The 24366-nt window shown below is 65.7% G+C and carries 23 protein-coding genes; 14 read left to right on the top strand and 9 right to left on the bottom strand.

The features are described from left to right. Positions 1–118 precede the first annotated feature (118 nt). A complete protein-coding gene (locus FPV16_RS13625; protein WP_227438946.1) occupies positions 119–355 on the bottom strand; it encodes a hypothetical protein in 237 nt (78 codons plus the stop codon). 867 nt (positions 356–1222) lie between these two features. Here FPV16_RS13625 and FPV16_RS13620 point away from each other — a divergent pair. The 5 genes from FPV16_RS13620 to FPV16_RS13600 all read left to right on the top strand — a co-directional run bounded on the left by FPV16_RS13620 (position 1223) and on the right by FPV16_RS13600 (position 6450). After that, positions 1223–1951: a Crp/Fnr family transcriptional regulator gene (locus tag FPV16_RS13620; protein ID WP_227438945.1), complete on the top strand. Its 729-nt coding sequence runs from the start codon at positions 1223–1225 to the stop codon at positions 1949–1951. Between the two features lie 645 nt (positions 1952–2596). After that, the gene (locus tag FPV16_RS13615; protein WP_227438944.1) at positions 2597–3328 is read left to right on the top strand and encodes a Crp/Fnr family transcriptional regulator; all 732 of its coding nucleotides are present in this window, start codon (positions 2597–2599) and stop codon (positions 3326–3328) included. A gap of 189 nt (positions 3329–3517) precedes the next feature. Then, on the top strand, positions 3518–3772 hold the full coding sequence (locus FPV16_RS13610; protein ID WP_413629296.1) for a DUF6894 family protein: 255 nt from the start codon (positions 3518–3520) through the stop codon (positions 3770–3772). A 138-nt stretch (positions 3773–3910) separates the two neighbouring features. Next, positions 3911–5542, top strand: coding sequence for an alpha-D-glucose phosphate-specific phosphoglucomutase (locus FPV16_RS13605; RefSeq protein WP_227438942.1), 1632 nt, complete (start codon positions 3911–3913; stop codon positions 5540–5542). Between the two features lie 137 nt (positions 5543–5679). After that, positions 5680–6450 (top strand): SDR family NAD(P)-dependent oxidoreductase, encoded by a 771-nt coding sequence (locus tag FPV16_RS13600; RefSeq protein WP_227438941.1) that lies wholly within the window; start codon positions 5680–5682, stop codon positions 6448–6450. Positions 6451–6561: 111 nt separating this feature from the next. Here FPV16_RS13600 and FPV16_RS13595 read toward each other — a convergent pair whose 3' ends face one another. From FPV16_RS13595 to FPV16_RS13585, 3 genes are all read right to left on the bottom strand, one after another. Further along, complete coding sequence (locus FPV16_RS13595; protein WP_264483841.1) at positions 6562–6882, bottom strand: cupin domain-containing protein; 321 nt, start codon at positions 6880–6882, stop codon at positions 6562–6564. A gap of 70 nt (positions 6883–6952) precedes the next feature. Beyond that, positions 6953–8503, bottom strand: coding sequence for a GMC family oxidoreductase (locus FPV16_RS13590; RefSeq protein WP_227438940.1), 1551 nt, complete (start codon positions 8501–8503; stop codon positions 6953–6955). Then, positions 8500–9966, bottom strand: a complete 1467-nt coding sequence (locus tag FPV16_RS13585) for an alpha/beta hydrolase (protein WP_227438939.1) — start codon at positions 9964–9966, stop codon at positions 8500–8502. Before FPV16_RS13585 ends, FPV16_RS13590 begins: the two co-directional genes overlap by 4 nt. 499 nt (positions 9967–10465) lie before the next feature. On the opposite strand from FPV16_RS13585, the gene FPV16_RS13580 reads away from it, so the two are divergent. After that, positions 10466–11533: a sensor histidine kinase gene (locus tag FPV16_RS13580; RefSeq protein ID WP_227438938.1), complete on the top strand. Its 1068-nt coding sequence runs from the start codon at positions 10466–10468 to the stop codon at positions 11531–11533. Continuing rightward, positions 11530–11988, top strand: coding sequence for a response regulator (locus tag FPV16_RS13575; protein WP_227438937.1), 459 nt, complete (start codon positions 11530–11532; stop codon positions 11986–11988). The genes FPV16_RS13580 and FPV16_RS13575 overlap by 4 nt, the downstream gene beginning before the upstream one ends. A 66-nt stretch (positions 11989–12054) precedes the next feature. Here FPV16_RS13575 and FPV16_RS26290 read toward each other — a convergent pair whose 3' ends face one another. From FPV16_RS26290 to FPV16_RS13550, 5 genes are all read right to left on the bottom strand, one after another. Continuing rightward, the gene (locus FPV16_RS26290) at positions 12055–14808 is read right to left on the bottom strand and encodes a PAS domain-containing protein (RefSeq protein ID WP_227438936.1); all 2754 of its coding nucleotides are present in this window, start codon (positions 14806–14808) and stop codon (positions 12055–12057) included. Between the two features lie 225 nt (positions 14809–15033). Then, positions 15034–16332 (bottom strand): type III glutamate--ammonia ligase, encoded by a 1299-nt coding sequence (glnT, locus tag FPV16_RS13565; RefSeq protein ID WP_056164085.1) that lies wholly within the window; start codon positions 16330–16332, stop codon positions 15034–15036. Between the two features lie 87 nt (positions 16333–16419). Then, positions 16420–17796: an FMN-binding glutamate synthase family protein gene (locus tag FPV16_RS13560; protein WP_227438928.1), complete on the bottom strand. Its 1377-nt coding sequence runs from the start codon at positions 17794–17796 to the stop codon at positions 16420–16422. Next, positions 17796–18485 (bottom strand): protein glxC, encoded by a 690-nt coding sequence (locus tag FPV16_RS13555; RefSeq protein ID WP_227438926.1) that lies wholly within the window; start codon positions 18483–18485, stop codon positions 17796–17798. The genes FPV16_RS13560 and FPV16_RS13555 overlap by 1 nt, the downstream gene beginning before the upstream one ends. Continuing rightward, positions 18485–19378, bottom strand: a complete 894-nt coding sequence (locus FPV16_RS13550) for a class II glutamine amidotransferase (protein ID WP_227438924.1) — start codon at positions 19376–19378, stop codon at positions 18485–18487. Before FPV16_RS13550 ends, FPV16_RS13555 begins: the two co-directional genes overlap by 1 nt. Positions 19379–20022: 644 nt before the next feature. Between FPV16_RS13550 and FPV16_RS13545 the strand changes: the two genes are divergently transcribed. The 7 genes from FPV16_RS13545 (at position 20023) to FPV16_RS13515 (ending at position 24341) form a co-directional block, all read left to right on the top strand. After that, positions 20023–20325 (top strand): hypothetical protein, encoded by a 303-nt coding sequence (locus FPV16_RS13545; RefSeq protein WP_227438923.1) that lies wholly within the window; start codon positions 20023–20025, stop codon positions 20323–20325. Then, positions 20322–20732, top strand: coding sequence for a hypothetical protein (locus FPV16_RS13540; RefSeq protein ID WP_227438921.1), 411 nt, complete (start codon positions 20322–20324; stop codon positions 20730–20732). The genes FPV16_RS13545 and FPV16_RS13540 overlap by 4 nt, the downstream gene beginning before the upstream one ends. A 55-nt stretch (positions 20733–20787) precedes the next feature. Next, positions 20788–20958 (top strand): hypothetical protein, encoded by a 171-nt coding sequence (locus tag FPV16_RS13535; RefSeq protein ID WP_227438919.1) that lies wholly within the window; start codon positions 20788–20790, stop codon positions 20956–20958. Beyond that, entirely contained in the window at positions 20958–22415 is a 1458-nt protein-coding gene (locus FPV16_RS13530) for an APC family permease (RefSeq protein ID WP_413629295.1), read from the top strand. Before FPV16_RS13535 ends, FPV16_RS13530 begins: the two co-directional genes overlap by 1 nt. 7 nt (positions 22416–22422) lie before the next feature. Continuing rightward, positions 22423–23115: a hypothetical protein gene (locus FPV16_RS13525; protein WP_227438912.1), complete on the top strand. Its 693-nt coding sequence runs from the start codon at positions 22423–22425 to the stop codon at positions 23113–23115. Continuing rightward, positions 23078–23389, top strand: coding sequence for a hypothetical protein (locus tag FPV16_RS13520; RefSeq protein WP_227438910.1), 312 nt, complete (start codon positions 23078–23080; stop codon positions 23387–23389). The genes FPV16_RS13525 and FPV16_RS13520 overlap by 38 nt, the downstream gene beginning before the upstream one ends. 346 nt (positions 23390–23735) lie before the next feature. Further along, on the top strand, positions 23736–24341 hold the full coding sequence (locus FPV16_RS13515) for a helix-turn-helix domain-containing protein (RefSeq protein WP_227438908.1): 606 nt from the start codon (positions 23736–23738) through the stop codon (positions 24339–24341). Positions 24342–24366: the final 25 nt, after the last annotated feature.

Here is a 24366-nt window from a genome sequence, read left to right as displayed (position 1 = left end):
GCCCCTGCCCTCTTCCATCGCACCCATCCCCGCCCGCGCACCTTGAGACGATCCTATCAGATCCCCGTGGAGCGCGCCAAAGCGGTGGGAGGGCCGAAGGCCGATGGCCTCGTCGCCGTCAGCGGGCCGTGATCTTGACGCCGGTCTTCTCGACCTCCGCCCGGACCATCGTCTTCGTATCGACCGGGGCCACGGACCAGGCCACCGCACCGATCAGGCACAAGGCGGCAAAGCTATAGGCGAACCCATGCATCACCCTCACCAGGCCGAGCAGGAGCGGAATGAGCGACAGCGCCACCGCCATCGTCGGATTACCCGTCAGGTAATAGACCGAGGCGAATGCGATGACCGTCATGATGATCGCTTTGAGGAAATTAGGCACAGATCTCTCCGTTCGAGAGGACAATACGACGATGGTCCGGTCGCTTGAAGTCTCCCCGGACCATCCGGCCCCGGAGGCTCCCATGCGATAAATTTATCTCGGAAGGGTGACAATGGGAGCCGCCCTCGCCGAGGTACCAGAACGCGACCCTACTTCCCGCCCGACGAACTGCCCTGCCGGTGCGTCACCGTCCTGCCGGGAAAGGAAACCTGCCGGGACAGGAAAGCTGGGACCAGCCCTCGCCGGACAGACCGCCCATGCGCGGCGACGGACAGGACGGACGGTGTTCGCTCGCCTCCCATCCGCACCGAAACGGACACGCAATTCCCGCGCCGATGCGAAAGACATTTCCCGACCGCACAGGGCTTGGCCCGGAGGCAGCGGATGACGCGGTGCGGGCGCATTGGTACAGGTGACGACACACCGCCCAGCACCCTCGCTTACAGGATGGGCGTACACCGTCGCCGCACAGCGTATTCGGACATCTGGAAAGCTAGGCCGGAACGGAAGAAATCAAAAAATTAAGCGAGCCGACAAGAATACGGACTGCCTCGAACGGTCTGATATTGAGGACTTGACGGAGCGCTTCAGACAAGCCAGACGTACGATTACGCACATAAAGTTCCAGCGACGATGAAATTCGACAAATGAAGATGCTTCACTTGTTGAGATTTCCGCGGCGTTGCTATGGCATGATCGACTTTCGGCGTTGATGAGCGGCACATAAGAGTGCCTCACAGAACTCCCGGTCACCGTCGGCCCTTACTCTCGGGGCACGACGGCGCGATGGGATCTCTGTGAGAAACACCAACTGGAACGCCGTCTCATCGGGACGCAGGCATGGTCATTTCCTCCCAAAACGCCCCTCGCAACAGCCTCCTCTCCCGGATGCCGCCGGACGATCATGCGGCCATCCTGGCTGTCCTCGAGCGGGTCGAGCTCAGGCGGAAGGACGTCCTTGCCCGGCCGAACGAGCCGCTGACCCATGTGCACTTCCTGGAAAGCGGTGTCGCCTCGGTCGTGGTCGGCACGCGGGACCGCAGGCGGATCGAGGTCGGCATCATCGGCTCCGAGGGAGCGACCGGCCTGCCGCTCCTGTTCGATGTGGATTCCACGCCCCACGAAACGTTCATTCAGATCGATGGCGAAGCCTTGCGGATGAGCAAGGCCGCGTTCTGCGGCCTGATCGAACAAAGACCCGCGTTTCGCAAAGTGATGATGCGCTACGCTCACATCTTTCAATTGTTCACGGCCCAGACGGCCCTGTCGCACGGCAGCTATACTTTGGAAGAGCGGCTGGCTCGCTGGCTTCTCATGTGCCACGACAGGGTCGAAGGGGACGAGTTCCCCATCACCCACGAGTTCCTGTCCGTCATGCTCGGTGTCCATCGCCCCGGCGTGACGACGACGATCCATATCCTCGAAGGGGCGGGAACGATCCGGGCACGCAGGTCCCATATCGAGATCGTCGACCGTGAGAAGCTCGAACTCATCGCGGGCGACAGCTACGGCATACCGGAGGCCGAGTACCGACGCCTGATCACGGATGACGTCGTACCGGAGCCGTGAACCGAGGATGACGCGAGAATCGGCCGGGACGTATCCGGGCCGATGGCAAGCCGCACAGACCTCGATGCTGCAACGCCGCCCCATCCAGTCAGGGCGAGCCCCCGGCGAATGTCGAGCTTGTGCGCAGAGAAGTCGTTGTCGCCCGCCTCGCCGATGAACGACCCTCATCACCCTGTCGTTCTCGCACTATGACGCAATACCAAAGGCGGATCGTCTTCGAGATGGTACGACATCCGACCAATCAATGTTAGTTGATCTTGCGCGATCAATAAATTATTATGAGACCCGCCTCGACGAGGCGCATCCCTTCGAAAACGCCGCGCTTGGGGCCGTCGCGTTTTCTGTCGAGATCGAAGGTGCGGCGAAATGTCGACACGACTTTACGTGTTCGGATCGGGCAGATGCGCAGGCACGTCCTTATCCGCCCTCTGGAATTCCCAGACCATTGCCACCGAGCCGGCGGACGAACTCCGAAGCTCGGCTACGACTTTAGTACGATGGCGACCGCCTCACGATCATGATGTTTTATACGTTTTCACTGCGACGGCTCGTTGTAGTCGCATTGGAAAGAGTGCTATTTTAAGAAGATTAGATACCTATAGATAGAGATATTGAGCATTGTCGCGGAATAGAATCTCGAATACGATGGAGAGCGTGTTCAATCCGCTTGTCCAGAAGCTCGAAGGCTTCGTCTCGCTCAACGAAGCCGACAGAGACGTGCTTCATCGGATCACAGCCGTTGCCCGCGACGTCCCAGCCCGCACCAACCTCGCCCGGGAAGGCGAGCCGCACAGCGACATCGTCCTCATCACCGAGGGGATCGGGTGCCGGTTCAAACAGCGCGCCAACGGTGCTCGTCAGATCACGGCCTACCTCGTGCCGGGGGATACCTGCGATCTCGACATCACCCTGTTGAACCGCCTCGATCATACGATCGCGACCCTCTCCCCCTGCAAGGTCGCGCGCATTGCCACCCCGACCCTGCGGGAGATCACGGAGAATCATCCGGCGATCGCCCGGGCGCTGCGCATCTCCGCCCTGATCGACGAGGCGACGCTGCGCGAATGGCTGGTGAATATCGGCTGCCGTTCGGCCCTCGAACGGATCGCGCATCTCTTCTGCGAACTCCTCGTGAGAATGCGGGCCGTCGGCCTCGCCACGGAAGACAGCTGCGATCTCCCCATGACCCAGCACGAGCTGGCCGATACGACGGGGATGACGACCGTGCACGTGAACCGGTCGCTGCAGGAGCTGCGGCGCCGGGGACTGATCGAACTCAAGGGCAAGAGTCTCAAGATTCTCGACTGGTCCAGGCTGAAATCCCTTGCCGAGTTCAAGGCCGGCTATCTCCGGGTGGAAGGGCAAGCCGCGGTCTAGTGTCGTTCACACACCGTCCGCTGCGCCGTCGTACGCTGAGCGAGCCCCCTCCTGACCGGGAGTTTTGTCAGGCACTTTGAGCCCGGCGACGGGGCCGAGGGCGGGATCGCCATCCGGTTTCGTGCGTGGCTCCCTCGCGGGCCAGGCGTCTGCAACGGCCGGTCGGGTCGTCACGACAAGGAGGTCGGCATGCCGCGGTACTTTCTCAACCTGCGCGATCGCAACGGTCTCCATCGCGACTCGGACGGAGACGAGTTCGCCTCCGTGGACGAGCTGCGCAACGACGCCGTGATCGGCATCAAGCAGATCGTCGCCGATGCGCTCGTGGGCGGCGCGACGTTGAGCGAAGCCCTGGACCGCTCATTCGAAATCGTCGACGAGGCGGGCATGACCGTCCTGACGATCTCGTTTGCCGAAGGCGTCGCGTCGCATTCCAGTCTCTGAAGCGGAGAAAGGGCACCCGGGGCCGGGGGTCGCGGTGAGCCGGTTCCCGAGAATCTTTCCCCCTCCCCGTACTCTGGGTGGTTGACCGGCAGGGACCAGCCGTTGTGTTGTCCCCGCCGACAACGAGGGCTTTCGCGGATGACTTCAAGGCACGTGCCGACTTCGCCATTCTCTGACCAGAAGCCGGGGACGTCGGGCCTTCGCAAGAAGGTTCCGGTCTTCCGGCAGCCCCGCTACGTCGAGAATTTCGTCCAGTCCATCTTCGACATCATCCCGGACCGCGAGGGCGCGACTCTGGTCGTGGGCGGCGATGGCCGCTTCTTCAACCGCGAGGTGGTACAGACGACCCTGAAGCTCGCCGCCGCCAACGGCTTCGGTCGGGTCCTCGTCGGCAAGGGCGGGCTCCTCTCCACCCCGGCGGCCTCCTGCGTCATCCGCAAGCACGGGGCGATCGGCGGCATCGTCCTGTCGGCGAGCCACAATCCCGGCGGGCCGGACGGGGATTTCGGGATCAAGTTCAACGCCGCCAATGGCGGACCGGCGCCGGAATCCGTCACCGCCGCGATCTACGAGCGCACGAAGGCGATCACCGAATATCGCATCGCCGACGTGCCGGATCTCGACCTCGACGCTGTGGGCGAGGCCAGGATCGACGGCATGGTCGTGTCCGTCATCGACCCGGTGGCCGATTACGCGGCCTTGATGCAGGAACTCGTCGATTTCGACGCGATCCGCCGCCTGTTCGCGTCCGGCTTCCGGATGCGGTTCGATGCCATGAGTGCGGTGACCGGCCCCTACGCCGTCGCCATCCTGGAAGGGGCGCTGGGCGCCCCGGCCGGCACGGTGGTGAACAGCACGCCGGAGGAGGATTTCGGCGGCCACCACCCCGATCCCAACCCGGTCCACGCCCATGAGCTCTACGCGCTGATGCTGGGCGCCGACGCGCCGGATTTCGGCGCGGCCTCGGACGGGGACGGCGACCGCAACATGATCGTGGCGCCCGGCCTCTTCGTCACCCCGAGCGACAGCCTGGCGATCCTCGCCGCCCATGCCCATCGCGCGCCGGGCTACGCCTCCGGCCTGGCGGGCATCGCCCGCTCGATGCCCACGAGCCGCGCGGCCGACCGGGTCGCGGCCTCGCTGGGCATTCCCGCCTACGAGACCCCGACGGGCTGGAAGTTCTTCGGAACCCTGCTCGATGCCGGCCTCATCACCCTGTGCGGCGAGGAGAGCGCCGGCACCGGCTCGAACCACGTTCGCGAGAAGGACGGGCTCTGGGCCGTGCTGCTGTGGCTCAACGTCCTGGCGGCGACGGGCAAGCGCGCCGACGCCATCGTGCGCGAGCACTGGACCGCGTTCGGCCGCGACTATTACACCCGCCACGATTACGAGGAGATCGAATCCGAGAGCGCCAACCGCCTGATGGAAGGGCTGCGCACGCAGATCGAGAGCCTGCCCGGCCGCCGGTTCGGCGATCTCACCGTCTCGGCGGCGGACGATTTCCGCTATGTCGACCCGGTCGACGGCTCCGTGACGGCGCAGCAGGGCATCCGCATCAGCTTCGCCGAGGATGCGCGGGTGGTCTACCGCCTCTCCGGCACCGGCACCGCGGGCGCGACCCTGAGGGTCTATATCGAGCGCTACGAGAACGCCCCGGACCGCCTCGATCTGGCGCCGGATTCCGTCCTCGCCCCGGTCGTCCAGGCGGCGCGCGACATCGCCGACATCGCCGGCAAGACCGGGCGCACCGAGCCGAGCGTCATCACCTGAGCCTGGGGAGGGGCACCCCTCCCCGCCGATGCCGCACCCCGGGAACCGCGTTTTCCGCAGTCCATTGTCCTGAAGATCATAGGTGACCGCTGGCCACGACAGGGCCGCGCACCCTTTCTCGCACGGATGGGACAGGCATGAAGTTACAGGGCAAACGCGCTCTGATCACCGGGGCGGATTCCGGTATCGGGCAGGCTGCGGCCGAACTGTTCGCGCGCGAGGGCGCGGACGTGGCGATCACCTACAACACCGACGCGGACGGCGCGCGGGAGACCGCCCGCCGGGTCGAGGCGGCGGGGCGCACATGCCTCGTGATCCAGGACGATGTCGGCGACCCGGCCTCCGTCGAGGCAACCTTCGCCAAGGTGGCGGCGGAGTTCGGCGTCCTCGATATCCTCGTCAACAATGCCGGTCAGGCCATGAGCGGCATGCCGGTGGCCGAGATGGACGACGGCAAGCTCGAGCAGATCCTGCGGGTCAACCTGATGGGTCCGGTCTTCTGCGCCCGCGCCTTCATCAAGGTCCGGCGGGCTCATGGCGGGCGCGGCAAGATCGTCATCGTCTCGTCGGTGGCCCAGCACCTGCCGACGCCGGAAAGCGCACCCTACGGGATGTCGAAGGCCGGTGTCGGCTCCCTCTGCCGCAGCCTGTCGCGCGAGCTCGCCGAGGACAAGATCAACGTCAACAACGTCGCCCCCGGCCTCATCGAGACGCCGATGACCAGCGACCGGTTCGAGAACCCGGAGAAGCTCGCAGCCTCCCTGGAACGCATCCCGTGGCACCGCGCCGGCCAGCCCGACGAGATCGCCAAGGCGATCCTCTACCTCGCCTCGGACGATGCCGATTACGTCACCGGCCATACCCTCGTGGTCGATGGCGGCCTGACCATGCAATGGGGCGGCGCGTAAGGCGGGTCTTCTTATTGCGATACGACATCGAAAGAGGGCCGGATCGAGATCGATCCGGCCCTTGTCATGTCTGGTCTGACATCGCCGCCGTAGGTTCGGCGGGTACTCCGTCTACGCGGCCGGCGGAGCGGTGGCTTCCACCGCCGTGAACTCTTCGAGGATCGTGTAGGTGTGCTCGGCGCCGGCCGGGACGAGCCAGGAATCGCCGGGCTCCAGCGTCACCGTTTCGCTGCCGACCGTGAGTTCGGCCCGGCCGGAAATGACGTAGCCCACCGTCTCGTAGGGCCGGCTGGCGCTCGGCTTGTCGTCCGTCGGCGGCTCGTGGCGCCACATCCGCATGGCGACCCGTTCGCCCTTGGCGAGGCCGATTTCGCCATGCGCACCCTCGCGGGCATTCTTCGTGGAAATCTTCGTGGAAATCTTCGTGGTCATGGCGCTTGAAACCTCGTCGCGTTGCGGTGAATCCAACCGGGGAATGGCGGTCGCGTTCCCCCCGAATCCGTCAGGAGGGATGGCCCAGGAACGCCTCGGCCGAGCGCAGGGCCAGGGCCATGATGGTGAGGGCCGGGTTGGCGGCCAGCGAACTCGGGAAGGTCGATCCGTCGCTGATCCAGAGGTTCGGGATCTCGAAACTCCGGCCCTGGGGATCGACCACGGCGCTGTCGCCGCTCCGGCCCATCCGGCACGTCCCGATCGTGTGAGCGACGCGCTCCAGCACCCAGATATCGGTGGCGCCGGCGGCGTCCCAGATCGCCGTCATGGTCCGCGTCGCATGGGCGTTCAGCCGGTCCTCGTTGGAAGAATAGCCGAAATCGATGCGGGCCTTGCGCATCCCGAACGCGTCCACCTCGTCGGCAAGGACCAGCACGTTGGCGTCGCAGGGCAGCGTCTCGCCGTTGATGCCGATCCCCGCCATGTGGTTGTAACGGCTGAGATGTTCGGTCAGCGCCCGCCCCCAGAGGCCGCGCCCCCGCGCCACCGAATTGCCCCAGGTCAGCGGCAGGACGCCGAGACTCTGCATCAGGTAGCCGCCGGCGAAATCCGCATCGTCGGGGCGGACCATGTCCTCGCTGATGAGCGACGAGGGATAGCCACGGTTCATCCGCATCTCGGCCTCGAACGTCCCCCACACCTGGGTCGCCACATGGCCCATGTAGTTGCGCCCGACCTGGCCGCTGCCGTTGGCGAGCCCGAGATGCAGGAGGAGCCGGGGCGTCTCCACGGCGCCCGCACAGAGATAGACCGCCGCGCAACGCTGGCGATGATCGACGCCGTCATGCCGGTAGATCACGGACGTGATCCGACCCTCGCGGTCGCGCTCGAGCCCGTGAACCCGGCAATCCGGACGGATTTCCGCGCCGTTGGCCACGGCATGGGGCAGGTAGGTGACGTCCATGCTGGTCTTGGCGCCATTGCGGCAGCCCTGGTGGCAATAGCCGCAATTGATGCAGCCCCGGCGCAGGTCGCCGCCCTCCTGGGGGAAGTCACCCGAGACCACGGCCGCCGGTGAATCGGCGGTGCGCAGGCCGAGCCGGTCGCAGGCCGTCGCCATCACCTGGGCCGGCGCGTTGCGTGGGACCGGTGAGAGAGGATAGCGCCGGCCCGGATCCCAGGGGTACGCGGCGGGGCCAGAGACGCCGATAAACGCCTCGACGCGCTCGTAGAACGGCCGCAGGTCCTTGTAACCGAGGGGCCAATCCACCCCCATTCCGGTCTCGGAGTAGAGGCGCAGGTCGCGCTCGTCGGCGCGGGGCGTGAAGGCGCCCCAATGCAGGGTGGAGCCGCCGACCCCGGTGCCGCTGTTGTTGGCGCCGAACGCCTCCGGTGTCGAACCGCCGCTGAGGCGCTCGTCAGTCCAGTAGATCTCGTCGGCGAGGGTCTCGTCGAAGGCGAAGCGCGCGGGGTCGAAGTTCGGTCCCGCTTCCAGGGCGACGACCTTCAGCCCGGCCGCCGCGAGGCGGGCGAGCACCGGCGCGCCACCCGCGCCGGTGCCGATGACGACGACATCGACGGTGTCGGTGGTTGCGTGGCGACGCATCGCATCGAGCTTCATCGTCCGGCCTCCCCGAGGGTGGAGGACTTTTTGAGAGCGGAGGGTTCCCAGGGTTCCGGGTCCGCGATGCCGACGCGCACGAAGCCCTCCAGAGTTTCCGCATCGTCGCCGCCCGCGCCGATCCCGGAAAAGCCGATTCGGGCGAGGCTGGCGGGGTGGGCGAGATAGATCCGCACCGCATCGCTGCGCAGATCCTCGAACCACAGGCTCATCGCTTCGGCATCGAGCCCATCCTCCGGTCCGTCTGGACAGAGGGGTTCGCTGGAAGCCACCGCCGTCAGGAGCGCGTCCTGCGCGCCGCCGTCGAGGCCGAGGAAGCGCATTCCGTGGACGGACCGCGCAGCGGCATCCAGGGTTCGCAGGGCGGCGCGATAGGCCGCGCCGTCCGCCGGCAGCTTGGCAAAACGCCATCCGTCCCCGGATCCGGCAGCGAGCCGGGCGTCGATCCGAGCCGCGATGTCGATCCGACTCATTCCGTCCTGCGGCAACACCCTGTCCACGACGGCGCGAAGCTGCGCGAGTTCGACCGGGTCGAGACATCCGGGCTGGTAGACCGGGTCGTCGGGCTCGGTGCGCGCGAGAAGCGCCGCGCGCAGGCGCGTGTTCACCCGGTCGGATTCGATCAGCGCGCGATAGGGCTCCGGCACGGTGGGCGCCTCGGATTTTGGAAGCGGCTCCCCGGAGACGAGATTCGCGATGAGGCTTGCTACGGCCTCTGGCCGCTCCAGCGGCAGCAGGTGCCCTGCGCCGTCGAGGGACACGAGTCGGCCGTTGGCTAGATGCGGAAGCGTCAGGGCCTTCTGCGCGGCGGCGCCGAGATCGGCATCCTCGGTTCCGCCGACGACCACGGCCGGGATGCGCAGGATGCCGATCCGGCGGCTCCAATCCTCACGGGAGCCGTCGCGCAGCCATGCCGTCCAGGCGGCGGGAGAGGCGCGCAGGACATCCTCCACCGCGCGGGTCCGAAGCGGTTCGCCGAGGGGAGCGCCCGCGTTCTGGTCGATGAACTCTCCAGCCTTACGGCAGCGGGTCTCCGCATCGGCAGATATCCATTCCATCATCTCCCGCCGCTTGTCGTCGGACATCGGCTCCGGGCTCGGCGGTGAACCGCCAAGCAGGACCAGACCAGCGAGCCCCGCTAGATCAGGCGCACCATTCTCGGCGCGCCTGGCGAGGGCCAGGGCCACCTTTGCGCCCATGCTATGGCCGGCGAGATACCATCGACCACCGGGATCGGAGGCGGCGATCCCGGCCGCCACATGATCCGCCATCGCCTCCACCGAATAGCCGGACACGGCGGCCGCATCGCCGAAGCCGGGCAGGTCGAGCGCCACCACGCGAGCGAGGTCGTCGAGAAGAGCAGTGACCGGCTCCCATTCCCGCGTGCTTCCTCCCAGGAAGTGCAGGCAGACCACTGTACATGGGTCGGAGATCGTCGTGTGGAGGGCGGGAGAGTTTGGCATGTGCCCGGAACTCGGGCGCATCGCATGCCGATCAAGAGTCTCATCCCCCTCCCGGCTTGCGGCATGGCGTCCAGCCGTACCGATACAATCCCCGCCCGGCCTGCGTTCCGGGGCCGCCCCGTCCAGCAACCCGCCTTCAATTGGGAAAAAAAGATCCGCCGCGATGCGATCGTCCGGCACGACAGCGCTGTGACATCCCGGAGAATTCCCACTGTCGCACGCGTTCCGTCGCCAAATCCATTGCCGGATAACCTACCGGATCACTTGCCGGATCACTTGCCGGATCACTTGCCGAAGCCCGTCACGCGGAACAAACCGCCGCCCCTCACGCTTTCGCCTGTCGGTGCGCGGGGATATCGGGGATCGGCCGATCTTTCCTCGCTGGACCGTAACGAAGCCATTAAGATATCGCAGCGCACCATCGAGTGCCCGCCCATCCTTGCAGAGAGCCTGCCTCGTGCCGACCCGGCCGCCACTCGTTTCCTCCGCCGAAGCCTCGATGTCCCTGCCGACCCTGCGGCGCGGGTCGCAGCTCCACGAGACCGAGCGGCGCCTGAACGCCGTGCTCAACAACGCGTCGGTGGCGATCTTCCTGATGGATGACCGGCAGCACTGCGTCTACATGAACCGCGCCGCCGAACTGCTCACCGGCTTCAGCGTCGGAGAGGTGCTCGCGCGCGACTGTCCGCTGCACGATATCGTCCACCACACCTACCCCGATGGCCGTCCGTTCCCCCTGGAGGAATGCGCGATCGATCGTGCCTTCCCCGAAAACAACCAGGAACGCGGCGAGGAGGTGTTCGTCCACAAGGACGGGCATTTCTATCCCGTAGGCTTCACGGCGAGCCCCATCCGCGACGATGCGGCCAAGATCATCGGCACGATCATCGAGGTCCGCGACATCACGGAAGAGAAGGCGGCGGCCGAGCGGCAGAAACTGCTGACGAACGAGTTGAACCACCGGGTGAAGAACACCCTGGCCACCGTCCAGTCCATCGCGGCGCAGACCTTCCGCAACGTCGCCGATCAGCCGGCTCGCGCCATTTTCGATGCCCGCGTCACGGCGCTGTCGAACGCCCACAACGTCCTGACGGAATCGAACTGGGAGAGCGCCAGCCTTCTCAACGTCGTCGAGCGGGCGATCGCGCCCCATGCGGTGGCGGAGACCGACGGGACGCGGTTCACGATAACCGGCCAGGATACTCGCCTCCACCCCAAGGTCGCCGTGACGCTGGCGATGGCGTTGCACGAATTGATGACCAACGCCGCCAAATACGGCGCCCTTTCGGTTGCCGAAGGCCGGGTCGCGGTGACATGGACGCTGACGCCCGACGGGGCGCGTGAGCACCTGTCTCTCACTTGGACGGAGACGGGCGGCCCGGAAGTGGTCCCTCCAACCCGCAAGGGTTTCGGATCGAGGCTGATCGAGCGGCAATTGCCGCTGGAATTCGACGGCAGCGCCGAGATCGATTTCGCACCGGCCGGACTCGTGTGCCGCCTCGAAATCCCCCTGACCGCATTGGGATGGCATGGACAGGATATCGTGACGGGGCGTCCGGTCTCATGAGCATTCTGGAGGGACGTCGGGTCCTGCTCGTGGAAGACGAAAGCCTTGTGGCGATGCTTGCCGAGGACATGCTGTTGGATCTCGGCTGCGAAGTCGTGGTCGCCATGCGTCTCGACCAGGCGCTGCGGCGGCTTCAGGCCGGCGATTTCGATGTGGCCGTCCTCGATGTGAATCTCGGCGAGACGCGCAGCTATCCCGTGGCCGATCAGCTGTTCGAGCGCTGCATCCCGTTCCTGTTCGCCACGGGCTACGGCACGGCGGGGCTGGAGCCGGCCTATCAGACTGTGCCTGTGATGCAGAAGCCGTATCAGAAGGATCAGCTCGAGACGCAGCTCAGGCATCTCCTCACCGGTGAGGCGGCCTCGCGGGGAACTGACAGCGGTGCCAGGGTTTTCACCTGCGGCTGTGCGCTCAATTCCAAGGATTCCGGCGCGGCACAGATCCGGGCGGATTAAATCCGGCCCATCCCTGCCGGGTATCGGCTCTTCCGGAGAACGGCGTCCGCTTCTCCAACCATGGCCCTAACGGAAGTCGGGCGGCGTATCCACGGCCTGCAGACCTTTCAGCGACGCTTCGAGCGTACAGACCACACCGGCCGTGCGATAATCGAGGGAGACCTCGCCGCCGAAATTGCCGGCGAGGCCTCGTCCGATCAATCGCGTTCCGAACCCCGTGCGAGTGGGCGGACTGACCGGCGGCCCCCCGGCTTCGACCCAGCGCAGCAGCACCTGATCACCGCCCTCGCCCTCGCTCCGGCAGATCTCCCAGACGATGGCGACGCTGCCTTTGGCGGTAGAGAGGGCGCCGTATTTGGCGGCATTGGTCGCGAGTTCATGGAGGATGAGGGCCAGCGACATCGCGGCCTTGGCGCCCACGTTCAGGGCCGGCCCGCGAATGGAGAATCGATCGGGCTTGTCCTTGTGAGGCTCCAGGGCACTCTCGATCAGCGTCTTCAGGGGCGTATCGCCGAGTGAGCCGCCCAGAAGCAGGTCATGGGACTTGCCCAGCGCGATCAGACGCCCCGCCAGCACCTCTTTGGCACTCACGACATCGGTGGCGTTCCGCATGGTCTGAGTGGCGATAGATTGCACCATCGCCAGCATGTTCTTCATGCGGTGGCTGAGTTCGAGGTTGAGCACGCGCTGCTGCGCCTCGGCCTCGATCCGAGCGATCGCGGCGCGCGTCCGGTCGGCGATATTGCGGATGAAGCCGATCTCTTCGGTGGTCCAGACGTGTGGAACGTCCTTGGCCACGTAGAACACGGCGACGAACCGTCCGTGCTCCATCACCGGCAGGTCGACGAGCGAACGGATGCGGATCTCGTTCAGCGACGCCGCATCCGAGGCGGTGCGCGGATCCGAGGCGGCATCCTCGATCACAAAAGCCGCTCCGGACTTCAGCACGTCGATACATGAGCCATATTCTCGGAACGCGCGAGTTCCATCGATGCGAGGGAGGCCGGGCGTCGACCACCCTCGACCGACAAGAATGGTCTCGCGCTCCGGGTCCACGGCTCCGTAGCCGGAATGGGACAGTCCCAGGGTCCGGCCCGTAATCTCCGCCGCAGCAAACGCGATCGCCATTGGGTCGCTCAGGTCGCGCAGTCGGTCGCCGAGCTCGGCGATGGCGAGGCGGCGAGTCTCGCCCTGCTTGCGTTCGGTAACGTCGAGGAAGAGGCAGCTGAACCTCTGGCCGCTTTCGTGTCCGGCGCGGACCTCGAAGGTCCGGCCGAGGCCGGGCACGGTGATCTCGAACAGGCTCGGTTCGCCGGTATCAACTACGCTCGCATAGCGGTCGATCAGCCCTTGGTCGATCTCGGGAACGACATCTCGAATGGTACGGCCGACGCTCTGCTCCGACAGGCCCGTTTGCCGGGCGAAGGCCGGGTTGATCTCCAGGAAGCGGTAATCGCAGGCCTGCCCGGCCCCGTCGCGGACGAGTTCGCCGAGGAAGAACCCTTCCTGCATGCTGGTGAACAGGCCTCGCCAGCGCGCCTCGCTGGCGCTGATCCGCTGCTCGGCGGTCTTCTGGACGGTGATGTCGCGGGAAACCGAGAGCAGCCGCTCGGGGCGGCCTTCGGCATCGAGGATCGGGGTGACTTGAACGTCCCACCAGCGAGGATTGCCCGCCATGGTGTTGGCCCGTCCCTGGAAATGGCCGGTTCCCCCGGCCTTGGCGGCGGCGAGGGCCGCGTGGGCATCGGCATTGCCCTGGTTCTGCCAGAAATCCGGCCAGGGACAGTTCTGGATCGCGTTGAAGTCGCTCACCTCCATCACCCGCATCCCGCCCTCGCTCATGAAGGTCAGGCGGTTGTCGAGGTCGAGCACCTTGATGCAGTCGGCCGACGAGGCGAGGACGCTGCGCATGAATTCCGCGTCGTCCCGCTGCTTCTGGTTCGCGAGGCGCTGTTCCGTGCGGTCGCGCAGGATCTTGATGAACCCCTCCGGATGCCCATCCTCGTTCCTGAGCGGCATCATCTCGCCGAGGCCCCAGAACAGGGTGCCGTCCTTGCGCCTGTGCCAGCGCTCGTCGCTGGCCCGCCCGTGCAGCAGCGCGGCGCCCATCTCCTGCTCGGGAGCGCCGGTCTCGATATCCCCGGGCGTGAAGAAGACATGGGCGGGCTCGCCGAGCATCTCGGCCTCGCTCCAGCCGATGACGCGTTCCGCGCCGGTGTTCCAGCTCGTCACCCGGCCGGACAGATCCATGGAGATGATGCCGTAATCGACGGCGCTTTCCAGGATCGCCTTGTTGAGCCGGTCGCTCTCGCGCCGGTCCTGCAGGGCGCGGCGCAGTTCGAGCAGGGCCATCACCTGCTTGGCCAACGTCTGCAGGATCAGCCTCTGCGCCGCGGTCAGGCTATTTGGTTTGGTGTCGAGGACGCAGAGCGTGCCGAGGGTGACGCCGGCCGACGTCTGCAGAGGCACACCGGCATAGAAGCGCACATGCGAGTCGCCGGTGACCAACGGGTTCGCGGACGTCCGTTCGTCGCGGGTCGTGTCGGGAATCACGAACACCGCGTCCCGTTCCTGGACGGCATGGCGGCAGATCGAGGAAGAGATCGGGGTCTCCCGCAGACCGAAACCCGTCTCGGCCTTGAACCATTGCCGGTCCCCGTCGAGCAGGGAGATCAGGGAGATCGGCATGTCGCAGGCCGCCGACGCGGCCTTCACGATATCGTCGAAATCGGCCTCGGCCTCCGTATCGAGGATGCCGTAGCGCACGAGGGCCGCACGACGGTCGGCCTCGATTCCCGCGCTGCTATCGTCGTGGTCCACAGAGCTCTTCCCGCCCGCCGTCGTCTGTTTCGGACCGAAAAGCCGAGATCAGCCGGTTCATGCACCCAAATCTCGGGACCGGCAACCGGAAGCGATATGTCCTTCACTATGGTTCTAATCAAGCATGATCCCGCCGGAAGCCGTTCGGCTGGGAACCCCTTCCGCGCGAGGGGCGGGTGCGGCTCGCGCGAATTTCTCCGTCGGAACCGGCGGCTGGTCCGGGCTTCAGCAATCGAGCGTGGTGTCGCGCTCCCACTGGGTGAGGTGGCGCGAATAGGCGTTCCATTCCTCGGTCTTGAGCTTGAGATAGCTCGGCACGAACGAGCCCAAGGCCTCGTTGAGCACGTCGCATTTCTCGAGGGCCCGCATGGCGTCGAGCATGTTGAGCGGCAGACACTTGACGCCCTCGACCGTATGGCCGTCCGTGTACATGTTGATGTCGAGGCGCTGGCCCGGATCGCGCCGGTTGCGCAGGCCGTCGAGCCCAGCGGCGAGGAGGCCCGCCTGGAGCAAGTAGGGGTTGGCCGCCCCGTCGGCGAGGCGGAACTCGAAGCGCCCGCCATCGGGGATGCGGATCATGTGGGTGCGGTTATTGCCCGTATAGGTCACGGTGTTGGGAGCCCAGGTGGCGCCGGAAGTGGTACGCGGGGCATTGATGCGCTTGTAGGAATTCACGCACGGGTTGGTGATGGCGGCGAGCGCATCGGCGGAGTGGATGAGCCCGCCGATGAAGTGATAGCCCTCCCGCGACATTCCGATCTCGTCCGACGCATCGGCGAAGACGTTGCGGTCGCCTCTCCAGAGCGAGACGTGGGCGTGGCAGCCGGAGCCGGTCAGATCCATGAAGGGCTTGGGCATGAAGGTCGCGCGCAGGCCGTGCTTCTCGGCGATCGAGCGGGTCATGTACTTGAAGAAGGCGTGCCGGTCGGCGGTGACGAGGGCGTCGTCGTAGTCCCAGTTCATCTCGAACTGCCCGTTCGCGTCCTCATGGTCGTTCTGGTAGGGCTTCCAGCCGAGTTCCAGCATGGCGTCGCAGATCTCGGTGATCACGTCGTAGCGGCGCATGAGGGCCGACTGGTCGTAACACGGCTTCATCTGCCGGTCGGCCATGTCCGCGGGCTCGGAACCGTCCGGCGTGATCAGGAAAAACTCGCACTCGACGCCGGTCTTCATCTGCAATCCGTCGCGGGCCGCCTCGGCGATCAGACGCTTGAGGATGTTGCGCGGCCCCTGCTCCACCGGCTTGCCGCCCATGACGAGGTCGGCGGGCAGCCAGCCGACCTCCGGCTTCCAGGGCAGCTGGATCAGGCCGGCGGCATCGGGCACGGCGAGGAGGTCGGCATCGGCCGGGCTCATGTCGAGCCAGGTGGCGAAGCCTGCAAACCCGGCGCCGTTTCGACAGGTGCTGGCAATGGCGGCGGCCGGGACGAGCTTGGCGCGCTGCGTGCCGAACAGGTCCGTGTAGGAGACGAGGAAGTACTTGATGCCGCGCTCTTTCGCGACGGTTTCGAGATCCGTGTTCATGGCGTCACCCTGCGTTGATTCGGGCGGCCCGCTCGGCCGTGCTGTCGAAGGGAAAGGCCGCCCCCGTGGGACGGCCCTTCGTTGCGCTCAAAAGCCGGTCTTGCCCGGAATCCAGCCCGTGCCGGCCATCGGCACCTGCGCCATGGCGGCGGCCTCGATGGTGAGCGCCACGAGGTCCTCGGGTTCGAGGTTGTGGAGGTGGCTCTTGCCGCAGGCGCGCGCGATGGTCTGCGCTTCCAGGGTCATCACGGCGAGGTAGTTGGCCAGGCGCCGCCCGGCCAGGACCGGGTCGAGGCGCTTGGCCAGTTCCGGATCCTGCGTGGTGATGCCGGCGGGATCCTTGCCCTCGTGCCAATCGTCGTAGGCGCCGGCGGTGGTGCCTAGTGCCTGATAGTCGGCCTCCCAGCGCGGATCGTTGTCGCCCAGCGCGATGAGCGCCGCCGTACCGATGGCGACGGCGTCGGCGCCGAGAGCCAGGGCCTTGGCCACATCGGCCCCCGAGCGGATACCGCCCGAGACGACGAGCTGCACCTTCCGATGCAGGCCGAGATCCTGCAGCGCCTGCACGGCGGGGCGGATCGCCGCCAGGATCGGGATGCCGACATGCTCGATGAACACGTCCTGGGTCGCGGCCGTGCCGCCCTGCATGCCGTCGAGGACAACCACGTCGGCGCCGGACTTGGCGGCGAGCGCGGTGTCGTAATAGGGCCGCGAGGCGCCGACCTTCACGTAGATCGGCTTCTCGCCATCGGTGATCTCGCGCAGTTCCTCGATCTTGATCTCGAGATCGTCCGGCCCGGTCCAGTCCGGGTGGCGGCAGGCCGAGCGCTGGTCGACGCCCGGGGGCAGGCAGCGCATGCCGGCGACACGCTCGGTGATCTTCTGGCCGAGCAGCATGCCGCCGCCGCCGGGCTTGGCGCCCTGGCCGATGACGATCTCGATCGCGTCCGCCTTGCGCAGGTCGTCCGGGTTCATGCCGTAGCGCGAGGGCAGGTACTGGTAGACCAGCGTCTGCGAATGCCCGCGCTCCTCCTGCGTCATGCCGCCATCGCCGGTGGTGGTCGAAGTACCGGCCAGTGTCGCCCCCCGCCCGAGCGCCTCCTTGGCCTGGGCCGAGAGCGAGCCGAAGCTCATCCCCGCGATGGTGATCGGGGTCTTGAGGTGGATCGGCTTCGAGGCGAAGCGGGCGCCCAGCACAACCTCGGTGCCACAGCGTTCGCGATAGCCCTCCAGCGGGTAGCGGCTGATCGAGGCGCCGAGGAACAGGAGGTCGTCGAAATGCGGCAGCTTGCGCTTCGCCCCCGCGCCCCGGATATCGTAGATGCCGGTGGCGGCGGCGCGGCGGATCTCCGACATCACGTCGGGGGTGAAGGTCGCCGAGAAGCGCGGCTTGGTGCGCGGCAGGGGACGCGCATCCTTCAGGGTCGGATCCTTGGCGGTCGGGTCCTTGGGAGTCTCGGCCATCAGTAGGCTCCGGCGTTGTCGACGTTGAAATGATAGAGGCGGCGGGCGGAGCCGTAGCGCCGGAACTCCGACGGGTTGACCTCGCCGGCGAGGCCGGCGGCCTGGAGCTTGGCGTAGAGCTGCTCGCGGTGCTCGTCGCGCATCTCCTTCTCGATGCAATCGGCGCCCAGGCTCTTGACGGAGCCGCGCACGTAGAGCCGCGCCTCGTAGAGCGAGTCGCCCAACGCCTCGCCGGCATCGCCGAGCACGGTCAGGGTCCCGGCCTGGGCCATGAAGGCCGACATGTGGCCGATCGAGCCCTTCACGACGATGTCGATGCCCTTCATCGAGATGCCGCAGCGCGCGCCCGCATTCCCGTCAACCACGAGGAGGCCGCCATGCGCCGTGGCGCCGGCCGACTGGCTGACATCGCCGCGCACATGGACGAAGCCCGACATCATGTTCTCGGCGACACCCACACCCGCATTGCCGTTGATTACGACACTCGCGAGCTTGTTCATGCCGGCACAGTAATAGCCGACATTCCCCTCGATCTCGACGGAGATCGGCGCATCGAGGCCCACCGCGATGGCGTGGCGACCGTCCGGGCCGGTGATGGTCCAGTGGGTCTCGTTGGTGTCGGCGCGCAGAGCGTGCAGGGCCCGGTTGAGGTCGCGCAGGGGCGCCTGGTTGAGATCGTAGGACGACATCAGTGACGCTCCCAGGCGTAGACCTTGGCGGGTTCGGGTTCGAAGACGCGGGCGGAAGCGATCCCGGGCAGACCCACGAGGGCCCGGTACTCGGAGCCGAACGCCACGTAATCGTCGGTCTCGGCCATCACCGCCGGCTTGCAGGCGATGGGATCGCGCACGACGGCAAAGCCCGTCTCTGTGCCGACCACGAAGGTGAAGAAGCCATCGAGATCCGACAGGCTCGATTCCAGCGCCTGCTGGAGGGACGCGCCTTCGCGCATGCGCCAGCTCAGATAGCCGGCCGCGACCTCGGTGTCGTTCTTGGTGGCGAAGGTGAGCCCCTCGCGCTCGAGACGGCGGCGCATGTCGTTGTGGTTCGACAGCGAGCCGTTATGGACCAGGCATTCATCGATGCCGGTGGAGAACGGGTGCGCACCGTTGGTGGTGACCGCGCTCTCGGTGGCCATGCGGGTGTGGCCGATGCCATGGGTGCCGGTCATGCCGGCGAGATCGAACCGCTCGGCGACGGCTGCCGGCAGCCCGACCTCTTTGTAGATCTCCATCCGCCGGCCGGCGCTGACCACGTCGACGCTGGGCGCCTCATCCTTCAGCCATGCGCGGATCCGCTCCTCGCCCTCGGCCGGCACCGATATGACGGTGTGGGTGTCACGTTCCGTCTTCTCGAAGGTGAGCGCGAGGGCCTCCTCCACACCGGAGATCGCCTTCCTCAGCGCCGCCTGACCCGGACCACGCAGGGTGAGCTTCACGCCGTGACTGTCCGATCCGTAAACGGCGAAGCCGGCGCTGTCGGGACCGCGATCCGTCATGGTCGCGAGCATCTTGGAGAGAAGCGAGCCGAGCTGCGGCTCAAGCTTCGAGTTTTTCAAGTACAACCCGACTATACCGCACATCGCGCTTTCCCGCTTCCATCGAGCACCTTGATCGGTGCTCTCACATTCCAACCGAAGCGTCAACTATCGGTCACAAAAAATTCTTCTCGAGAAATTATCGGCCGGTACGTCATTCAGGTGTTGCAGGGTGCGCCCTCTCACAATGGGAAGCTCGAAGACAAACCTCCGGGTCAGAGGAAAATAAGCCCGACCAAACCGGTGCCCCTCAAGCGGCCCGCCCTACTGGACTGAGTTTCCAAGCATCAGTCCTGGCGTTGACGCGCTTATTCGCGGACAAACGCCAACAATGCAGGCCGCCGCGACGAGAGCGTCTGCTCGACTGGATGATCGATAATTCCCTTCAGGAAATAGGGTTTCGCGAAATGCAGCGAGCCGTCAAGTCCTGTCGGACGGAGAAAACAGCAGCGTCCGACCAGGACGGAACGAGGCGATGGCACGTCTGGATAACGGGCAAACGCCCCTCCCCTTCGCAACTACATGCCCCCGTCGGCTCAGGCCGTCACCGCGAAGGATTAGGCAGAAAAATTCATTCTGCGTGCAGCGCGCCATCATTTTAGGCATTGACAACGGCCCATTTCCGGCAGGATCTTTCCGGAAAGGAACCCTCGGTTCTCAAAAAGAAAATTTCTGAAGGAGGACGTGCCGTGAATCAGGATCCCCGCATCTCATCGATGTTCCGGCGCGACAGCGCGGCTGCGATGTTTGCGGTGGTCGCCGTCTGGCTGATCTATGGCTTCACGTTCTGGAGCATGTGGCAGGCCTTCGACGGCGCTCATTTGCTGACCCCGATGGCGATCCTCGCGGCCATCGTTCTGTTCCTCAATACTGCATCCACCTTCGCGATGATCCGTCATTACAGTGAGGACAAGGCCGCGATCTACGGCACCGACATCTACTACCTCGATCAGATCCGCAAAGCGCGTCAGCACAAAGGAGCAACCGAATGAAGAAGGTTCCCTACGAGCCGCCGAGTCAGCCGATCGTCGGGCAGATCTTCGACGCGATCTTGATGCTCGTCCTGGTCTTCATCACGCTCTATCTGCCGCTGTGGCTCAAACTGGCCGGCGGGGGCACGACCACGACGGAGTATCCGAACCCGTCCTGGGAATCCCTGGGTCAGAACGCGGTCATGGCGGCGCAATGGGAGAAGTTGGGCATCGCGCCGGAAAAGGCCGCGACGATCATCGGCACGCGCTTTGACTATAACTTCAACTGGACGACCCTGGTGTTCACGGCGCTGATCATCGTCGCCTACTTCGTCTTCATGTTCCGCTACTCCGACCACGAGTACCGCGAAGTCATCGCCGAGCGCTTCGGTGACGATGACCCGACCAAGCCCGTCGAGCCGCGCTGAGCCACATTGGGCGCGGTCACGGCCAGCCCGTTCCTTTCCTACGAGGATATTCGTCATGGTCGAGATCATGAACTGGAGCGCCTGGGCGATCGCCGGAGCCCTGTCGCTCTGGATGGCCGTCGATCTGGTGCGCACCAACCGAGCCTTCGGAGAGGATTACCTCCTCTCGTCCGAGGAGGGCGAGATCGTGGATGCCGATGTCGGCGAACGGGCAGCGAGGTCGTGATGCAGGACGGTCAGGTCGCCTCTCCGCCAGGATTCCAGACCCCGAAGGTCTCCCTGTCTGACGTGTCGTCGGTGGCGGGCGCGGTGCCCGCCAGAAAGGTCGCGCTCCTGCGCGTGCTCGGCCCCGGTCACGTCTGGGCGCTCGGCGTCGGGATCGTGCTGGTGGGCGAGTTCATGGGCTGGAACTTCGCCGTCGGCAAGGGTGGACCGATCGCGGCGCTGACGGCCTGCTGGCTCGCCGGGATCCTCTATACCTGCGTGGCCATGATCGATTCCGAGATCACCTCCACGGTGGCCGCCGCCGGCGGCCAGTACGCGCAGGCCAAGCACATCATCGGGCCGCTCGCGGCCTTCAATGTCGGCCTCTACCTCGTGATGGCCTACACCATGCTCCAGGTCTCGAACGCCATCGTGACCGGGGATCTGCTCGAAGCGTTCATGGCCAATCTCGGTGTCGCGGGCACCATCGACAAGCGCGCTTTCATGGTGCTCACCATCGTGGCCCTCGCCTTCCTGAATTATCGCGGCGTGCTCGCATCGCTGACGATGAACCTGCTGATCACCGCCGCGGCCTTCCTCGCCATCGTGGTGCTCTTCGTGGCGACCCAGCCCTGGGCGCCGGGCGCCGTGCTGCAGCACGATGCCCTCCTGGTCGGCCTGCCATACGGGAATCTCGGCATCCTCGCCGCCATGCATTTCGGCCTGTGGTTCTATCTCGGCATCGAGGGAACGACGCAGGCCGCCGAGGAGGTGCGCTCGCCCGCCCGCGCCCTGCCACTGGGCACCATGACGGGGATGATGACCCTGCTGATCGCCGCCACGGCGACCTGGTACGTCTGCTCGGGACTGATGCCTTGGGAATATCTCGGCCAAGCCGTGACGCCGCTCTACGATGCGGGGCGTCTCACGGGGAGTCGCTGGCTTGAAGTATCTTTGTTCTTCGGCACCCTGTTCGCCACCGTCGCCTCGGCCAATGGCTGCATCAACGACGCCTCGCGGGCCTGGTTCGCCATGGGACGCGACCGTTACATGCCGGCCTGGTTCGGTGCGGTCCACCCCGCCTACCACACCCCCTACCGGTCGATCGTCTTCTTCGTACCGGTGGCGATCATGTTCGCGGTCTCGACACCGCTCGACCAGACCATCACCTTCTCGATCCTGTCCGGGCTGCTCGGCTACACCCTGATGGCGCTCTCCATCGTCCTGTTCCGGCGGAAATGGCCCCTCGGCACCATTCAGAGAGGCTACGTCCATCCGCTTCACCCGCTGCCGTGCCTGCTGCTGCTGCTCCTGTGCAGTGTGACCTATGTGGCGGTCTTCCTCGGCTACGGGACGCAGCTCGTCGCGATGATGACCTTCTACATCATCGCCTCCGCCTGGTTCGTGCTGCACCGCTACAAGTATGTCCGGCGCGGCGACCAGTTCACCATGCACTGGCCGAAGCCACGCGGCTATTGAGACCGGCATGATCGACCTCCTCGTTCTTCCGATCCTCGGTGCCGCCGGCTACGCGCTCTACCGGCGCAGCCGAACGGCCTCGGCGGAACGCGCCGGGATGCTCCAGCCCTGCGAAACCCTTCTGGCGGAGCCGATTCATGGCCGTGACCCGACGGGCTTCGGAAGCCTCGCGGGCCGGTTCCTGGACATGCCGGTCGAGGTTCGGGTCATTCCCGAAGCCTTGGCCTTCCGTCGCCTGCCGCAGCTCTGGGTCAGCGTCTCGGTGCACCATGCGACCGGTGTTCGCGGCACGATCGACGTCCTCAGGCGCGTCGTAGGCGTCGAATTCTACGCCCCTGCGGACAACCTTCCGGCGCGCTACGATGTGCCGGAGGGCTGGCCGGGTGAGACGTTGGTGCGGGGATCGCCCGGCGCCGAACCGCTCCTTGTCCGCGCCTCAGGGGCAATCGCTAGCATCCTCACCGAGCCACGCGTGAAGGAAGTGCTGCTGACGCCCCGGGGAATTCGGATCGTGAGCCAGCTCTGCCAGGGCGATCGTGGTGCCTACCTGCTCTTGCGCGAGAATCGCTTTCCCGTGACGCAGATAGGTCCGGAGCAGCTTCGGCCGCTGCTCGCCCAAGCAACAGGCCTCGTCTGGAGCCTCACCGGAGAAGGCACAGCCCATGGATCCGAACAAACCCCTGCGCGCGCCGCAGCCTAACCCTTATTTCGTCCTTGCGGCAGCCATCGCGCTTCCCGGCATGGGCCATGTGCTGGCCGGAAAGGCACAACGCGGCTTGGGATTCGCGTTCTTCACCCTGGTGGGAGCGTGGCTGACCGCGAAATTCGCCTCCCCGGATGTGGATGTGATCGGTCGCCACGCCGCCGGCGTGTTCGTCTGGGCCCTGTCGATCCCCGATGCTTACCGGATCGCGCGGCTGCGTGCGGTGATGTCCTCTGGCTCCTCCCTACGCTCGACCAGGTCGACACCTTGACCCACGACCTCCGAGGATGGCCGTGTCGAAACGGTCGACTGTCTTATCCCGAGGCGTTCTGGACTTGATATCCGAAGCAACTCGTCTGCTGGCGCGAAGGATTCGCACCGTGTTCTTCACACGGACGGGTTTCGCCGTTCGAGGTGCCTGCTTGGCTGGGGTGTCAGCACCGATGAACGAAGTGCGCAAATCCTGCCATCGGCCATGATGAGTCGGATCGCCTCACCGGCGATCGCGCAACCTGTTCGGTGCGGTGTTCCGGTGCTAGACGAGAATCGTATGCCGACATGCTAGCTCGTGCGTCGTGCTCGATGCGTGTCGCGCTCAGGACGAGATCAGAAACCGGATGCTGAACACCGCCTCGAACGCACCGGTCGACGACAAGCGGACACTCGAGCGGGCGCTTGGCCACCAGATCCGCCTGTTCCGGCGCGAGCGCGACCTCTCGGTGGCTGATCTCGGAACAGCGGCCGGGATCTCGCCCGGCATGATCTCCAAGATGGAGAACGGGCAGATTTCGCCGTCGCTGTCGTCGATCAACGCCGTCGCCAAGGCGTTGAACGTGCCCATCACCGTTCTGTTCTCGGCCTTCGAGGAGAGCCGCGACTGCTCTTTCGTCAGGCGCGGGCAGGGTGTCGTCATCGAGCGGCGCGGGACGAAGGCCGGGCATCTCTACGAACTCCTCGGGGCGGGCCTGCGCGGTGAAATCGTCGTCGAGCCGTATCTCATCACCCTGGAGAACGATGCCGAGTCCTATACGGAGTTCCGGCATGGCGGGACCGAGTTCATCTATATGCTGACCGGCGAAGTCATCTATCGCCATGACAAACACGATTACACACTGCAGCCGGGCGACTCGCTCCTGTTCGATTCGGCAGCCTCGCACGGGCCGGCCAAGCTGATTAAGACGCCGATGACCTACCTCTCCATCATCATCTATCCGCGCAGCTGAGCCATCCGGCCGGTCCCCGGCCGGA

This window comes from Methylobacterium sp. W2 (assembly GCF_020662345.1).
Classification (GTDB): domain Bacteria; phylum Pseudomonadota; class Alphaproteobacteria; order Rhizobiales; family Beijerinckiaceae; genus Methylobacterium.
The sequence above is the reverse complement of the archived record's forward strand: the minus strand, read 5'-3'. Positions and strand labels throughout refer to the sequence as shown.

Excerpts from the sequence above, each read along its gene's own strand:
- FPV16_RS13525 (WP_227438912.1), top strand. The coding sequence starts at position 22,423 with ATGATCGACCTCCTCGTTCTTCCGATCCTCGGTGCCGCCGGCTACGCG.
- FPV16_RS13555 (WP_227438926.1), bottom strand. The coding sequence starts at position 18,485 with ATGTCGTCCTACGATCTCAACCAGGCGCCCCTGCGCGACCTCAACCGG.
- FPV16_RS13605 (WP_227438942.1), top strand. The coding sequence starts at position 3,911 with ATGACTTCAAGGCACGTGCCGACTTCGCCATTCTCTGACCAGAAGCCG.
- FPV16_RS13520 (WP_227438910.1), top strand. The coding sequence starts at position 23,078 with ATGGATCCGAACAAACCCCTGCGCGCGCCGCAGCCTAACCCTTATTTC.
- FPV16_RS13560 (WP_227438928.1), bottom strand. The coding sequence starts at position 17,796 with ATGGCCGAGACTCCCAAGGACCCGACCGCCAAGGATCCGACCCTGAAG.
- FPV16_RS13615 (WP_227438944.1), top strand. The coding sequence starts at position 2,597 with ATGGAGAGCGTGTTCAATCCGCTTGTCCAGAAGCTCGAAGGCTTCGTC.
- FPV16_RS13575 (WP_227438937.1), top strand. The coding sequence starts at position 11,530 with ATGAGCATTCTGGAGGGACGTCGGGTCCTGCTCGTGGAAGACGAAAGC.
- FPV16_RS13600 (WP_227438941.1), top strand. The coding sequence starts at position 5,680 with ATGAAGTTACAGGGCAAACGCGCTCTGATCACCGGGGCGGATTCCGGT.
- FPV16_RS13610 (WP_413629296.1), top strand. The coding sequence starts at position 3,518 with ATGCCGCGGTACTTTCTCAACCTGCGCGATCGCAACGGTCTCCATCGC.
- FPV16_RS13580 (WP_227438938.1), top strand. The coding sequence starts at position 10,466 with ATGTCCCTGCCGACCCTGCGGCGCGGGTCGCAGCTCCACGAGACCGAG.
- FPV16_RS13595 (WP_264483841.1), bottom strand. The coding sequence starts at position 6,882 with ATGACCACGAAGATTTCCACGAAGATTTCCACGAAGAATGCCCGCGAG.
- FPV16_RS13620 (WP_227438945.1), top strand. The coding sequence starts at position 1,223 with ATGGTCATTTCCTCCCAAAACGCCCCTCGCAACAGCCTCCTCTCCCGG.
- FPV16_RS13530 (WP_413629295.1), top strand. The coding sequence starts at position 20,958 with ATGCAGGACGGTCAGGTCGCCTCTCCGCCAGGATTCCAGACCCCGAAG.
- FPV16_RS13625 (WP_227438946.1), bottom strand. The coding sequence starts at position 355 with ATGACGGTCATCGCATTCGCCTCGGTCTATTACCTGACGGGTAATCCG.
- FPV16_RS13590 (WP_227438940.1), bottom strand. The coding sequence starts at position 8,503 with ATGAAGCTCGATGCGATGCGTCGCCACGCAACCACCGACACCGTCGAT.
- FPV16_RS13550 (WP_227438924.1), bottom strand. The coding sequence starts at position 19,378 with ATGTGCGGTATAGTCGGGTTGTACTTGAAAAACTCGAAGCTTGAGCCG.
- FPV16_RS13515 (WP_227438908.1), top strand. The coding sequence starts at position 23,736 with ATGCTGAACACCGCCTCGAACGCACCGGTCGACGACAAGCGGACACTC.
- FPV16_RS13540 (WP_227438921.1), top strand. The coding sequence starts at position 20,322 with ATGAAGAAGGTTCCCTACGAGCCGCCGAGTCAGCCGATCGTCGGGCAG.
- glnT (WP_056164085.1), bottom strand. The coding sequence starts at position 16,332 with ATGAACACGGATCTCGAAACCGTCGCGAAAGAGCGCGGCATCAAGTAC.
- FPV16_RS13585 (WP_227438939.1), bottom strand. The coding sequence starts at position 9,966 with ATGCCAAACTCTCCCGCCCTCCACACGACGATCTCCGACCCATGTACA.
- FPV16_RS13535 (WP_227438919.1), top strand. The coding sequence starts at position 20,788 with ATGGTCGAGATCATGAACTGGAGCGCCTGGGCGATCGCCGGAGCCCTG.